This window comes from Pseudomonas sp. IT-P253, from assembly GCF_949768125.1.
Taxonomy (GTDB): Bacteria; Pseudomonadota; Gammaproteobacteria; order Pseudomonadales; family Pseudomonadaceae; genus Aquipseudomonas.
Genome location: NZ_CATKPT010000022.1, coordinates 268,063 through 281,860 on the forward strand (window position 1 = coordinate 268,063; position 13,798 = coordinate 281,860).

The 13,798-nt window shown below is 58.7% G+C and carries 12 protein-coding genes; 8 read left to right on the forward strand and 4 right to left on the reverse strand.

Features of this window, described 5'->3' with window-relative positions; genetic code table 11:
• The first annotated feature begins 164 nt into the window (after nt 1-164).
• The 5 genes from ACM6IR_RS13960 (at nt 165) to ACM6IR_RS13980 (ending at nt 6,767) form a co-directional block, all read left to right on the forward strand.
• Nucleotides 165-884 (forward strand): ABC transporter ATP-binding protein, encoded by a 720-nt coding sequence (locus ACM6IR_RS13960; RefSeq protein ID WP_414908248.1) that lies wholly within the window; start codon nt 165-167, stop codon nt 882-884.
• Entirely contained in the window at nt 881-1,768 is an 888-nt protein-coding gene (locus ACM6IR_RS13965) for an efflux RND transporter periplasmic adaptor subunit (protein WP_414908249.1), read from the forward strand. The genes ACM6IR_RS13960 and ACM6IR_RS13965 overlap by 4 nt, the downstream gene beginning before the upstream one ends.
• Nucleotides 1,768-3,255: an efflux transporter outer membrane subunit gene (locus tag ACM6IR_RS13970; RefSeq protein ID WP_414908250.1), complete on the forward strand. Its 1,488-nt coding sequence runs from the start codon at nt 1,768-1,770 to the stop codon at nt 3,253-3,255. The genes ACM6IR_RS13965 and ACM6IR_RS13970 overlap by 1 nt, the downstream gene beginning before the upstream one ends.
• Nucleotides 3,252-4,394, forward strand: coding sequence for an ABC transporter permease (locus tag ACM6IR_RS13975; protein WP_414908251.1), 1,143 nt, complete (start codon nt 3,252-3,254; stop codon nt 4,392-4,394). Before ACM6IR_RS13970 ends, ACM6IR_RS13975 begins: the two co-directional genes overlap by 4 nt.
• A 90-nt stretch (nt 4,395-4,484) precedes the next feature.
• Nucleotides 4,485-6,767, forward strand: a complete 2,283-nt coding sequence (locus ACM6IR_RS13980) for a heavy metal translocating P-type ATPase (protein WP_414908252.1) — start codon at nt 4,485-4,487, stop codon at nt 6,765-6,767.
• A 5-nt stretch (nt 6,768-6,772) separates the two neighbouring features.
• On the opposite strand, the gene ACM6IR_RS13985 is transcribed toward ACM6IR_RS13980, so the two are convergent.
• From ACM6IR_RS13985 to ACM6IR_RS14000, 4 genes are all read right to left on the reverse strand, one after another.
• Entirely contained in the window at nt 6,773-7,738 is a 966-nt protein-coding gene (locus ACM6IR_RS13985; RefSeq protein ID WP_414908253.1) for a ribose-phosphate diphosphokinase, read from the reverse strand.
• A gap of 155 nt (nt 7,739-7,893) precedes the next feature.
• On the reverse strand, nt 7,894-8,436 hold the full coding sequence (locus ACM6IR_RS13990; protein ID WP_414908254.1) for an Hsp20/alpha crystallin family protein: 543 nt from the start codon (nt 8,434-8,436) through the stop codon (nt 7,894-7,896).
• 87 nt (nt 8,437-8,523) lie between these two features.
• The gene (gene arcD / locus ACM6IR_RS13995) at nt 8,524-10,014 is read right to left on the reverse strand and encodes an arginine-ornithine antiporter (protein ID WP_414908255.1); all 1,491 of its coding nucleotides are present in this window, start codon (nt 10,012-10,014) and stop codon (nt 8,524-8,526) included.
• Nucleotides 10,015-10,144: 130 nt separating this feature from the next.
• Nucleotides 10,145-11,074: a universal stress protein gene (locus ACM6IR_RS14000; protein WP_414908256.1), complete on the reverse strand. Its 930-nt coding sequence runs from the start codon at nt 11,072-11,074 to the stop codon at nt 10,145-10,147.
• A gap of 333 nt (nt 11,075-11,407) precedes the next feature.
• Between ACM6IR_RS14000 and ACM6IR_RS14005 the strand changes: the two genes are divergently transcribed.
• From ACM6IR_RS14005 to ACM6IR_RS14015, 3 genes are all read left to right on the forward strand, one after another.
• Entirely contained in the window at nt 11,408-11,689 is a 282-nt protein-coding gene (locus tag ACM6IR_RS14005; protein ID WP_414908257.1) for a hypothetical protein, read from the forward strand.
• 390 nt (nt 11,690-12,079) lie between these two features.
• The gene (locus ACM6IR_RS14010; protein ID WP_414908258.1) at nt 12,080-12,922 is read left to right on the forward strand and encodes a transporter substrate-binding domain-containing protein; all 843 of its coding nucleotides are present in this window, start codon (nt 12,080-12,082) and stop codon (nt 12,920-12,922) included.
• 52 nt (nt 12,923-12,974) lie between these two features.
• A complete protein-coding gene (locus ACM6IR_RS14015) occupies nt 12,975-13,796 on the forward strand; it encodes an amino acid ABC transporter ATP-binding protein (protein ID WP_414908259.1) in 822 nt (273 codons plus the stop codon).
• Nucleotides 13,797-13,798: the final 2 nt, after the last annotated feature.

The window sequence follows — 13,798 nt, forward strand, 5'->3', positions numbered from 1 at the left end:
CGCTGTCTGATTTATATCAATGCCTACGTGGCGCGATCGGCAATGCTGATTCAATGACCTCCACCGCGTCAGGATTGCGCCATGAAACTCAGGGCCGTACCTCCCCAGGAGCCGTTGCCAGCCTTGCTGTCGTCCTCGGTCAAGGACTGTTGGGAGGAGAGAACATGAGTACCGTCCCAGCGGCCACGGCCAATCATCCGGCAATCGTTTCAAGTGGGCTGAGCAAATGGTTTGGCGAAGGCAGTGCGCGCATGACCGCGGTCGATCAGGTTGCGTTGGTCGCGCAGTTTGGCGAAATGGTCTTTATCGTGGGGCCCTCCGGCAGTGGCAAGACCACGCTGTTAAGCATGATCTCCGGCATATTGCGACCCGATGCCGGGACGGTGATGATCAATGGCCAGGACATCTGGAGTTTGAGCAGCGATCAATTGGCGGAGCTGCGCCTCAATAACATTGGGTTTGTATTTCAGGACTATCACCTCTTTGCGCGATTAACCGCTGCCGAGAATGTCGCCATTCCCCTGATTCTCCAGCACCACGACTGGAACGATGCCATCGTGCAGGCCAGGCAGAGCCTGGAAGTGGTCGGCCTCAAGGATCGGGGGGACATCCTGCCGGTCAAGCTTTCCGGCGGCGAGCAACAGCGCGTCGCCATTGCCCGAGCGATCGTGAGCGGGCCACAGATCCTGATTCTGGACGAGCCCACCGCTTCCCTCGACGGTGATACCGGAAAAATGATCATTGCCTTCGTCAAGGCCCGGATCCTCAATCAGCAGCGGTGCATCCTGATCGTCACGCACGACGCACGGATCAACGAGTACGCCGATCGCATCATCTACATGGAAGACGGCCGTATCTCCGAGCCCGAGCGGACCCCGCCGTGAAAAAGCCCCTATTGTTCGCGCTGGCGATACTCGGTGTCCTTGTCGGATTGATCGCCGCGTACCTGTTTGGGCGCACCCCCCAAACGCTGCCGCCAGCCTTTGCGCCGGCGAGCAGTACTTACGACACCGCGATCTATGCCAATGGCATTATCGAAAGTGAACAATCTGGCGGTTCCAACATCGTGATCTATCCGCAAGTGGCCGGGCCCCTGACTCAAGTGCTGGTGCATGAAGGGCAAGTGGTCACCCGTGGCATGCCGTTGGTGACGATAGACGACGCGCTGCCCAGGGCTAATTTCGAGTTGGCACAAGCCAATGTGACGACCGCTCGGGACCAGTACAACAAGCGGTTGGAGTCCTACGCCATTGACCCGAAATCGATCAGCAAGGACACCCTCGATACCGCGAAAGACACGGCGGCCCAGGCGCAAGCGGCGCTGAAAGCGTCGGCCGTGGCGTTGGCACAATACGTGATCAAGGCACCGACGGACGGGGTGGTGTTGGCAATCAACAGCACCGTCGGCAGTTATGTGTCACCCCAGGGGGCCTACGATACTTACACACAAGGGTTCAGTCCGCTGGTTGTCATGAGTGCCGATCAGGAGCATCTGGCAGTTCGCTGCTACGTCGATGAGATCCTGATTGCTCGTTTGCCCGCCCCCGAGCACATTCGTGCGCAGATGCTGATCCATGGCACGGATATCAAAGTGCCGCTGGAGTTCGTCCGCGTACAACCCTACGTGTCGCCGAAAATCGAGTTGTCCAATCAGCGCCAGGAGAAAGTCGACCTGAGGGTTCTGGCGGTGATATTCCGGTTTGAGAAAAAAGATCTTCCGATGGTGTATCCGGGTCAGTTGGTGGATGTCTTCATAGGTCAGAAATAATGGACAGGGCAGGCCGGTTTCGCTGCGTATGGGGTCGCTGGCTCGTGCTGAGCCTGCTGATGTTGAGCAGCGCCTGCAAGGTCGGGCCGGACTTTTCGCGCCCGGCAGCCCCCGCGCAGCAGAGCTACCTGCGCGACGCGGTGCCGAATACTGTCGCGGCACAGGGGCAGGTACAACGCTTTGTGCCGGGGGGCGAGGTCACGCCGCACTGGTGGCGGTTGTTCCAGTCCACTTCGCTGGATGCGCTGGTACGGCAGGCGATTACCCATAACATGACCTTGCAGGCGGCCGAGGCCAGTTTGCGGCAAAGCCAGGACATACTCATGGCGGGCTACGGCGTTTTCTACCCGCACCTGGACGCGCACTTCGGTGCGAGTCGCGAACGCAGTGTCCCCCTTCAGCAAGGGCTGACGACGACCAGCTCGATCTTCAATGTGATGACCCTCAGTGGCACCATCAGCTATACCCTCGATATTTTTGGTGGTGAGCGTCGAGCCGTCGAAGGTTTGCAAGCTCAAGTCGACCATCAAACCTGGCTGACGCAGGCGGCTTACCTCACCCTGACCGCCAATGTCGTCAATACGGCCATCGCCCGTGCAGCCTATGCCGCGCAGATCGAGGCCACGGAGCAGCTGATTGAACTGCAAAGGCAGCAGCTTCAGTCCACTGAGGTCCAGGTGCGCAGCGGAACGGTGCCCTATTCAGCGATCCTGAGTTTGCAAAGTCTGATCGCTACCAATGAGGCTTTGTTGCCGGCGCTGAAACTGAAAATCAGCCAGACTGAACATTTGCTGGCTACGCTCGAAGGTGTGGTACCCACGCAAGTCAAACTCCCCGACATCCGCTTGACGACACTTTCACTGCCCAGGGATCTACCCGTCAGTCTGCCTTCCGAGCTGGTTCGCCAGCGGCCGGATATCCTTTCCGCTGAAGCTCAGTTGCACCAGGCCAGTGCCGATATCGGCGTGGCGACGGCGGCGATGTTTCCCAGCTTCAGCCTGACGGGCACCTACGGGACCGCCGGATCTTCCACCGGATCACTGTTCGCCAGTGCCGGACGCTTCTGGAGTGTCGGGCCATCGATCGACATTCCGCTGTTTGAGGGCGGTCGTCTGTGGTTTGGCCGTCAGGCTGCCATCGATGCCTATCAGCAAGCGGCGGCGAATTATCGGCAAGTGGTGCTGGAGTCTTTCGCCCAAGTGGCTGATGTCCTCAAAGCGCTGGAGTTCGATGCCCAATCCTTGCAAAAACAGGCTGAGGCACAAGCCAGCGCCCAGGAGGCATTGAGATTATTGCAGGCCAACTATCGCTCGGGGCTGGTGACGTATCTGGATCTGCTGGTGGCCGATGTGCAGCTGCATCAGGTCAACATCGCCTACTTGCAAGCGCTGGCCCAACGTCATCAGGACACTGTCGGGTTATTCGTTGCCCTGGGAGGCGGGTGGTGGAACCGTCCAGACGCTGCCGGTAGCAGGCCGGCCCCATGAAGTACGCCGGCATCCTGCGCATCGGGTACAAACTCCTGGTCAATGATCGCGCCAAGTTTTCCGCGTTGCTGGTGGGTATTACGTTCTCGGTGTTCCTGATGATGCAAATGACCGCGATGTTTGCCGGGATCCTGAACAGGGCCTACTCGACGGTGACCAACATCGGTGCACCGATGTGGATCCTCGACCCGGCGGTGAACACACCCACCAGTGTCATCCCGCTGCCTGATTACCTGCTGGATGCCGTGCGCAGCATGAAGCAAGTTGAATTTGCCGTGCCGATCTTCATTGGCAGTGCGCAGGTGCGGCTGTCCAACGGCACCTACCAAGGGGTCAGCGTGATCGGCCTGGACGACACGAGCCTGTTCGGCCGTCCGGCGCTGGAGCAGGGCGCTATCGAGGATATCTACGCCGAGAATGCGTTCATCATGGTCCACGATGCCGAGTTTGCGAAACTGGGCAACCCCAGGATCGGCACCTCATTTGAACTCAACGATCACCGGGGCACCATTGTGGGTATTGCCAAGGTCCTCGTCAGTGGGTTGACCGGTGTGCCGACGCTTTACACCACCTACCGCAGAGCCATCGAATACCTGCCGACCACTCGCTTCACGGTGTCTTACATCTTGCTCAAATCCAGGAGCAAGCAAGCGGAGGCGGCGATCAAGCAGCAGGTGGCGCAATTGGGCTATGTCGCCCTGACCAAGAAGGAGTTCAACCAGCGCATTGCCAATTACTACATTTATCAGACCGGGGTGGGCACTAACATCCTGATGATGACCGTTATCAGTTTTCTGGTCGGGCTATCGATATCCGGCCAAACGTTCTACACCTTCATTCTGGAAAACCTGGACAAATTCGCCGCCCTCAAGGCCATTGGTGCCAAGAGCCGGGAGCTGGTCTATATGATCCTGTTCATGGCCACGTTTACGGCCATGACCGGTTATGGGCTGGGCATCGGCCTGGTGACCCTGATGATCGCCATTGCGCGTACCAATCTGCCTAACTACGCAGCAATCATCACCTTCTGGAATCTAGGGCTGGCGTTTGGACTGGTGCTCTTGATCGCCGGTTTTTCCAGTTACCTGGGGATCCGCAAGGTTCTGAGGATCGAGCCATTCGATATTTTCAGGGGATGAGGCACGGAGCGAGTCCTAAGCTCTACCTCGGATGAGCGAGAGATGTTTTTACAGCGAAGCATGCAAATCGCTTTTGAGGAACTCACTTCGATGCTCAATAAGTGGCTGGACCCCGTTCTATTGCTGCTCACCGCACTGACGCTGCTGGCCGGCGGCGTTGCGTATGTTGCGCAAAAGCCTGAGTGGGCATCGATGTCCTGGGCCGCAGGCAGTCTGGTGATGTCCGCGGTACTGCTCGTTGAAATCGTCAGGCGCCTGGCCCGGCGCGAGGCCGGTGTAGACCTGATCGCGCTGCTGTCGATCGCGGCCGCCCTGGTCTTTGAGCAGACACTGGTGGCGGCGGTGATTGCCTTGATGCTGGCCACCGGACGCACCCTGGAGTTTTTCACCAGGCAACGCGCGGAGCGTGAGCTTCGTGCGCTCATCGACCGGGCGCCGCGTTTTGCCTGGTTGCAGGAGGAGGGCGGCTTGCGCGAGATCCCCGTTGAGCAGGTCCAGCCGCATCAGACATTGCTGGTGCGGCTGGGGGAGGTGATACCGGTTGACGGTCGGCTGCTAAGTCCCGCGGCTATTCTGGACGAATCGGCGCTTAGCGGTGAGTCGTTGCCCGTCACCCGTCGAGAAGGTGAACAACTGCCCAGCGGCGTTTCCAATGTCGGGGCGCCCATCCTGCTGATCGCCACGCGAACGGCCGCGCAGAGTACCTATGCCGGTATAGTGCGGCTGGCCGAGGCGGCACGCCGTTCACGCGCACCTTTCGTGCGTCTTGCCGACCGCTATGCATTGTTCCTCATCCCACTGACGTTGCTGATTGCCGGATTGGCCTGGCAGTTGAGTGGAGATCCCTTGCGGGCGCTGGCGGTTCTGGTGGTGGCCACGCCTTGCCCTTTGATTCTGGCGGTACCGATTTCCTTCATGTCTGGCATTTCGAGGGCTGCGCGACGCGGGATCCTGATCAAGGACGGCGTGACCCTGGAAGCGCTGGCCGGGGTCAAGCAGGTGTTTCTCGACAAGACCGGCACGCTGACCAGCGGCCATGCCCGTCTGCAGTCGATAGAGGTCAACGGACTGGCCGATCCGCAGCGTCTGCTTGGTCTGGCAGCTTCGCTGGCACAAGCCTCGACGCACCCGATCTCCCAGGCAATTGTTGAAGCAGCGCATCAGCGCCAATTGCCACTCAGTGTTCCGCAGGAAGTAGAAGAAAGCCCGGGCTCAGGACTTTGTGGGCGAGTCGATGGCGTGCGGGTGCGTTTTGGCACGTTGTCATTTGCTCACAAAGAAGCCTCTGCGACCGACTGGGCCGCCGCCATGCTGCGCCACATGGATTACCTGGCGTGCAGTGGAAGCTTCATCGAAGTGGATGGGGAACTGGCTGGCCTGCTGGTGTTCTCCGACAACGTTCGGCGCGAAACCCCGCAGACTCTGCGTCGACTGCGTAACAGAGGTATCGAAAGGATCGTCATGCTCACCGGGGATCGCCTGGAAACTGCGGAGATGATCGCGCTGTCTGCCGGAATTGACGAGCTGCGTGCCGGGTTGACCCCTGAGGAAAAAGTGCTTGCTGTACAGCAAGGTTGCCTGCGCACCAGCACACTGATGGTCGGCGACGGCATCAACGATGCCCCCGCGCTGGCGGCGGCCAACGTCGGCGTGGCCATGGGGGCCGGCGGTGCCACTGCTTCCGCACAAGCCGCTGGTGTTGTGCTGCTGGTGGATCGTCTGGATCGTCTGGTCGAGGCGCTGGACATTGCCCGGAGAACCCGCTTCATCGCCCGCCAAGGTGTGCTGGTCGGAATGGGGATGTCGTTGCTGGCCATGGCAGTGGCGGCCCTCGGTTACCTGCCGCCGCTGATTGGCGCCATGGTGCAGGAGGGCATCGACGTGGTGATCATCATTAACGCCTTGCGGGCATTGGGACCGTTATGGGCGCTGAGGAAACGAAAGCTTACCGCAGAGCATATCGATCGCCTGCAAGATGAACACCAGCAACTGTCTACCGTACTGAGCGATCTGCACCAACTGGCCAATGACTTTGCCCAACGCCCACTTGCGCAAGCACAGGCCGACTTGCTGGAACTGGTCAACAAGCTGCAGACATCACTGGCGCAGCATGAACATGAAGATGAAAACACACTGTACCCGCTGCTGACGCGAAGCATGCCGGGCGAGGATCCGATGTCGGCCATGAGCCACGTGCACCGGGAGATTTTTCGCCTGATCCATTTACTGGCACGCATGAGCAGCGACTTCAGTGCCAACCCCGCAACGGCACCTGCTGATGAGATTCAGCATCAGTTGATTCGTCTGGATACCCTCGTGCGACTGCACTTCGATCAGGAGGAGGAACTGTTCCGTTACCTTGATGGGCGCTAGAAATTTCAGACGGTGCCAAATGCTCCACTTTCAGCCAGTAAGGTGGCTATCAGGGCCGTGCTGTCGAGTACGTGCAGGTGCCGCGTCACACACTCGGGGGGCAGGCGAAGCGGAGGCACGCTGTCAGAAATCGCGATGTGCTCGAAAAGCGGCTTGTCGAACAGATGACTGCCAGCAGTGAACAAACCATGAGTGGCCGCTGCGAACAACCGGGTGGCTCCAGCCTTTTGACAGGCAAGACCCGCACGCTTCAGCGTTTCGCCGGTACTGATCAGGTCGTCGAAAACAATGGCTGTCTTACCCGATACTTCACCAACCAGGAGGGTGCCCGTCAGCGTAGCGTGATCACGGTGCTTTTCCATCAGAGCACTGCCCACCGAGCGTCCCAGTTGTCGTTCGAGGGCCTGACGAAACTGCTCGGCGCGTTTGGCACCACCGGAATCCGGGGACACTGCAACCACGTCGGCGTCGCCGACCAGCCCGGCGAAATGCTGAGCGAATAATTCTGCGCACTGCACGTTCCACGCAGGAATGCGAAAGGCGTTGTCAAACGCCGCCGGATTGTGAACCTCCAGGGCAATCAGACGATCTATGCGACAGACTTCAATCATGGCCGCCAGATAGCGAGTGATCGTTGGATCCTGAGGTTGGCTGCGACGATCCTTGCGACCATAGCAGAGGTAGGGCGTTACGACCTGCACATGGCGCGCGCCGGCATCCTTGAGTGCAGCGCAAAAAAACAATAAGCGACACAGCTTATCGTTTACGCTCTGCCGGCCATCCCCATACAAAGAATGGAACACCACGACCTCGCGGCCGTTAACCGACTCCAGCGGTCGGCATTTGTGCTCGCCATCTTCATAGTCGTGTTCTTCATGAAGGGCCAGTTGGCAGCCAAGCCACTGCGCGACGCGCGTTGCATAGTGCTCACTGCCTTGCAGAGCAAAAAGAAGCGGGTGATCGTTGAGCATGTATCAGCTCCTTTGAGGCTTATCAAGCGGCCTCACCTCGCTTTCCTGCCGGCAACCACCGCAGGTTGCACTCATAAGCACGCACGTGAGGGCGAATTTTACGATGACTAAAGCCCCCTGCCGGTTTACCGGCAAGGGGCAGGGCAGTCTGTGATTCACTCGCCTTTAATGGGCACGACTTTATCCGCTTTCATGGCATCAGGCTTTTTCGGCATCGAGATGCTCAGCACGCCTTTGCTGAAACTCGCGTCGATCTTCTCGGCATCGACCCCTTTGGGCAAGTTGAACACACGCTCGAAGGAGCCATAGTGACGCTCACTAAGGTGATAGCCCTTGCTTTTTTCTTCCTTGACCTGGTTCTTTTCCCCTTTGATGATCAGGCTGCCGTTGGACAGTTTGATCTCAATGTCCTTCTGATCCATGCCGGGCAATTCGGCGGTAAGTTCGAAGCTTTTATCCTTCTCGGTGATGTCCACGGCGGGTATGCCATGGCCGATCAGTTCACGACGCCAAAGCGGATCGACATCGAACAGTCCACGACCAAAGGGTGAAAGCCCCGAACCACGATTGAAGTCTTCGAACAGGTGATCGACCTGTTGCCGCAGTTTTTCCAGTGGCCGCCAAAGGTCTGTCGCCATCGGATTCCGACTGGATTTGTCTTCGGAAGTGACCGGCATTTTTTTCGTGGAATCGCTCATTTTCAGTACTCCTCTCAGGTAGAAGGCAGACGGCGAACATCCTCTGCGCGGGGCTGCCAGGACAGAACGAATTTGCGACACTCACCCTTACAAGATTAGCGTCCCAGACCACAGCATCCAGCCGGCGAAGGCCGCTGCCGTCCAGATGATGATCAGCAGTCCCGTCTCGGGACCGCTGAGTGGTTGTCCCTGGCGCGCCTTCATGGAGCCCAGGTAAATCAACGAACCGGGGGCGTAGAGCAAGGCACTGAGCAACATGTATTTGGGCCCGGCGGCATACAGCAGCCACAGGCAGTACAACGTGGCGACCGAGGCGATGGCCATGTCGCGCAGTTGCAGACCGCGGTGGTCGGCGTAGGTCTGGCCTTGCCAGGCTAATTTCAATGCATACAAACCGCTGAACAGGTACGGCAGCAAAATCATCGACGTGGCCAGGGAAATCAGCGCGAGGTAAGTGGCGCTCGAGTACAAGGTCAGCAGCAGGAACAGTTGAATGCAGCCGTTGGTGATCCACAGTGCATTGGCCGGTACCCCTCGGGTATTTTCCAGGGCGAGTGCGCCCGGCATGACCTTTTCCCTGGCCGGTGTGAACACCGACTCGGCTGTCAGCAACGTCCAGGCGAGCAGGGCGCCGCCTACCGAAATGATCAAGCCGAGGCTGATCAGCACCGCGCCCCAGGGCCCGGTCGCTGCCTGGAGCACGCCAGCCATCGAAGGGTTTTTCAGGGCTGCCAGTTCCGGTTGTTTGAGAATGCCCAGCGACAACAGGGACACCGCAATCAGCAGCAACAAGGTGATGACAAAACCGATGACTGTGGCGCGACCGACATTGGCCCGTTCCGCGGCGCGGGCGGAAAACACGTTGGCGCCTTCAATCCCGATAAACACCCACACGGTCACCAGCATGGTGCTTTTGACTTGATCGAGGGTGCTACCCAGCGCGGGTGATCCCCAGAAGTCGACACTGAAGGTTTCACGCTGGAACGCCGCGATCACCAGGCCGATAAACAACAGCAGCGGCACGATCTTGGCCACCGTCGTCAGCGCGTTGGCCCGTGCCGCAGTGCGCATCCCCCTGAGGATCATCCAGTGCAACGACCACAGCACCACAGACGCCCCGGCAATCGCCGCTTTGTTATTACCTTCACCAAACAAGGGGAAGAAGTAACTCAGCGCGGCAAACAAAATCACCAGGTAGCTGACGTTGCCAATCCAGGCGCTGATCCAGTAGCCCCAGGCGGAGTTGAAGCTCAGGTATTCGCCACCCAGGGCCCGGGCATAGGCAAACACGCCGTTGTCCAGCGCTGGTTGGCGGTTGGAGAGAGTCTGATAGACCAGCGCCAGCGACAGCATGCCCACGCCGGTGATCAGCCAGCCAATCAGGATTGCCCCCGCACCCGCGCTGGCAGCCATGTTCTGCGGCAGGCTGAAAATGCCGCTGCCAATCATCGAACCGACCACCAGGGCAATCAGCAGGCTTAGGGACAGACGTTTGGGTTCCACCTGGCGCAAACTGCCTGCAAGGGGCGGGGCAGTTTGTGGGATGACCGGTTGGGTGCCTTGCAGGTGCGTAGCCATGAGAGCCTCCACGAAACGAGAGTATCTGCACTCACCGAAAAGGATGAGGCGACTGCTGACGTTAATGTCTGCTTGAATGCCCCAACCCTGTTTGACTTTAATCAGAAAGAGGACAACTGCCCGAAGTGTCCTACTGGTCAGTCAGTATCTCCGGTGAAATCACCCAAATGCTGCAAGGCATTTTGTACAGCAGGTGTTCCACCGTACTGCCGACCAACCGGCCGATGCCGCGATGACCCACTCGGCCCATGACAATCATGTCGATGTCATAGGCATCGGCGTAACTGGACAATACCTTGGCCGGGTTGCCCATGATCATGTGCTGGCGCTCCGGCGGGATACCGTTGCGCTCGGCCAGCTCGCGGAAGGCATCACCCTGGGCGTCGTACAGCTCCTTGGCTTTGCTTGAAGAGAAAAACATCGCCGCGTTGTCGAAGCCGAATTCGTTCGCAGTGATGGATGAAAGGTCATGGGCATAGATCACATCGAGTTCGGCGTTACAGGTGCTCGCCAGTTTTGCGGCCTCGCGCAGAATCCTGTCGTTGAAACCTTCGTATTGGCCATCCCGGTGGAAGGGGTCTACGGCGGCGACGATTCTGCGCGGCAAGGCGTGCCGCACATGGCTGACAAAATGCAGCGGCACTGGGCATTCGCGCAGCAAATGCATATCCAGCGGCGTGAACATCAGGCGTGACAGCGTTGACTCGTGCTCCAGCGCCTTGATCAAGGCTGTCATGGGCTGTTCTCTGAGGTGAATGAGGATTTCCTGCAAGGGTCTTTCCACCCACACCACTTCAGTGGTGACGGGCACCCCGATTTTGCGCAGGGGTCGGGCCTGGTCTTCGAGCCATTGGCGATGGCGCTCGACATACCCGAGTCGCATCTGCTCCCGCGCTTGTTCGTTGGCCATGCCGGCGTTTGCCAGCCCCTCCAGGTAATCGAATGCCACGATGTGCAGTGCCGCGCCCGAAGCCTTGGCCAGTGCGGCGGCCCGGTCGAATGCGGGGCTGCTTTCCATCAGGGGCGAGACGACCAGCATTAAACGTGATTGCTCAGACATGATGTATCTCCCGTAGATCATTGCAGAATCGTTTGTGCTCACTGACAACGGTGCAGGTGGCCAGCGGGCCTTGTATGGATCCTGCTGCTGGTCGGGGGAGGCGGTTTGATCTTTGTCAAAAGGGCGGCTGACGGGGCATGCTGTCCGACGTGCGGTGAGTTGTGCCTTTGTCTTTTCTCAAATCGTTGACCAATATCAATCACTCGCCCGCCTCATGAGCACATGCTTGGAGTCGGGCAGAACTCAAGTGCACGACATACCGGCCTTGGCGCGGCGATTGGGTCAGGCGTGGTGGCGCAGTGGGTGACTCTCGACGCTCGACGGAGGTTATCTATGAACATTGATATCAAAAAGAAACAGACAACCCATGGCTGGGTTGTGCACATGGATGCCTTGGCGGTGAGCTTCAACACCCAGGAAGAAGCCAATGCATTTGTCGGCCAGCTCCAGGCACGCATTGATGCACCGCATCGTTGGCCAAACAGCTCCGACCTGATGGTTTTCCCCGCTCCGGCTTTGGGTTGCTGCAGCGCGCCTGTCAATGAGACCACGGTGCGGGCAGATCTCGTGACGCCGCCATCGGGCGAAGGAATTCGAGAAACCGTTCCGCATTAAGCACAAGCTCTTCGTCTCAATCGACATTCCCCCACTGCCTTCAAGCGTCTGGGAACTCATCACCTTGATACCTCTGTCCAGTTCAGAGTTGCCGATTCACGCCATTTGAAATCGGCGAGCCTGTATTTTTCTGCCTGAGACCTGGAGCGAGCGAGCCTCGACAAGGACCCGCTCATTCCCTCTGACATAAGTCTCAGCAGACGTCTTTTCCCACCTCAGAGCGCTCGTCCGACCGCTCGGTCATCCTCTTGATAAATTTTTTTCGACGCGTGTTGACAGCGTGCTGCGTTCAATTCTAGTCTGCATACAGCGCTGCACACAAGTCAGCGCACATGGTTGTTGAATTTGTACCTTCCTGCCTACAAGAACGAAATCATCGGAGAGGTCAAAATGGCTCAGTTTCTTCCTCGCACCATCCGCAACATGCTCGTTTGTGCTGGCGCCATCGGCGCATTGCTCGCTCAGGTTCCAGCCCAGGCGGCTGATGTTTCACTCTGGAAAGACATTCAGAAAGCGGGGGTTCTAAAGTGTGGGGCAGCCGTGGCCGCGCCTTACGTCATGCGTGATGCCCGTTCGGGTGAATACAGTGGCTACTTCGTGGATCTGTGCCGCGACTTCGGCGAAAGAGTGCTGAAGGTGAAAGTCGAATTCGTCGACACCAACTGGGACAACCTCGTGGCCGGGCTGCAGGGTGGCAAGTGGGATATGGCCATGGCCCTGAACCAGACCCCGGAACGCGCGCTGGCTGTGAGTTTTTCAGTGCCGGCGACTGACTACCAAGTCTCGTTGCTGATCAACAAGGACAACCCGAAGCTGGCGAGTGTCGGCAACTCCATCGCCGACTTCGACAAGCCGGACGTGACCTTCGCGGTGATGTCCGGCACCGCCCAGGACAAGGCCATTTCGTCGGTCGTCAAGCAAGGCAAGATCATGCGCCTGCCAGGCATGGACGAAGTGCGTCTGGCCGTCATGTCCAAGCGTGCCGATGTCCTGGTGGATGCCAGTGACACCAACCATCTGTTTGCCGTGGCCAACCCGGGTTGGTCGAAGGAAATTCTGCCCAAGCCCGCGCTGGCCAAGCAGGGTGTCGCGTTCGGTGTCCGTCGGGATGTCAGTGCCGCGGACTTGCAGACGCTGAACATCTATCTCTCCCAGCGGCGCGAGACCGGTGAAATCGACGCTTTGGTCGACAAAGCCTCGCAACTCGCCAATGCCGACAAAACCCCTCAGTAAACCCCGCCGATGCCGGGCGCGCAGCGGGCTGCGCGCTCTCGGAGAATGTTCGATGAAAGCTTCCAATCTAGCGGCGGTACCGCCACGGACTCAGCACGCCTATGAAACGAAGAGCAGTGAGTTCATTCAACTGCGCGACGTCTATAAATCCTATGGTGAAAATCTGGTGGTGATGGACCACCTGGATCTGGATATGCGGGCCGATGATCGCTTGGTCATCATTGGCCCGAGCGGCAGCGGAAAAAGTTCCTTGCTTCGGGTGATGATGGGACTCGAGAGCATTCAGGGCGGCACCATCCGCTTTCAGGGCAAGCCCTACATCGATGGCAATGCTCGCGGCAAAGGCAAGCCAATGGACTGCTCGCTGCAAACCCAGGTGGGCATGGTCTTCCAGCATTACACCTTGTTTCCGCACCTGTCAGTACTGGGCAACCTGATTCTGGCACCGATGAAAGTGCATGGCCTGTCCAGGGCTCAGGCGACTGAAAAGGCTCGACAGCTGCTGGCTCGGCTGGGGCTGGAGAGCAAGCTCAATGTTTACCCCAGTCAGTTATCCGGCGGCCAGAAACAGCGTGTGGCAATTGCCCGGGCGCTGATGCTCGAGCCCAAGCTGATGCTGTTCGATGAGGTCACCTCCGCGCTCGATCCCGAGATGGTCATCGAGGTGCAGAACGTCATGCTGCAATTGGCCGAGCAGAAGATGGCGATGATCATCGTCACCCACGACATGCACTTCGCCCGTCATATCGCGACCCGCGTGGTGTTTTGCGCCAACGGCAAAGTGGTCGAACAAGGCCATCCCGATCAGTTGTTCACGCACCCCAAGGAACCCCGCACCCGCGAGTTTCTGGAAAAAGTGCTGCACCTGGACTGAGG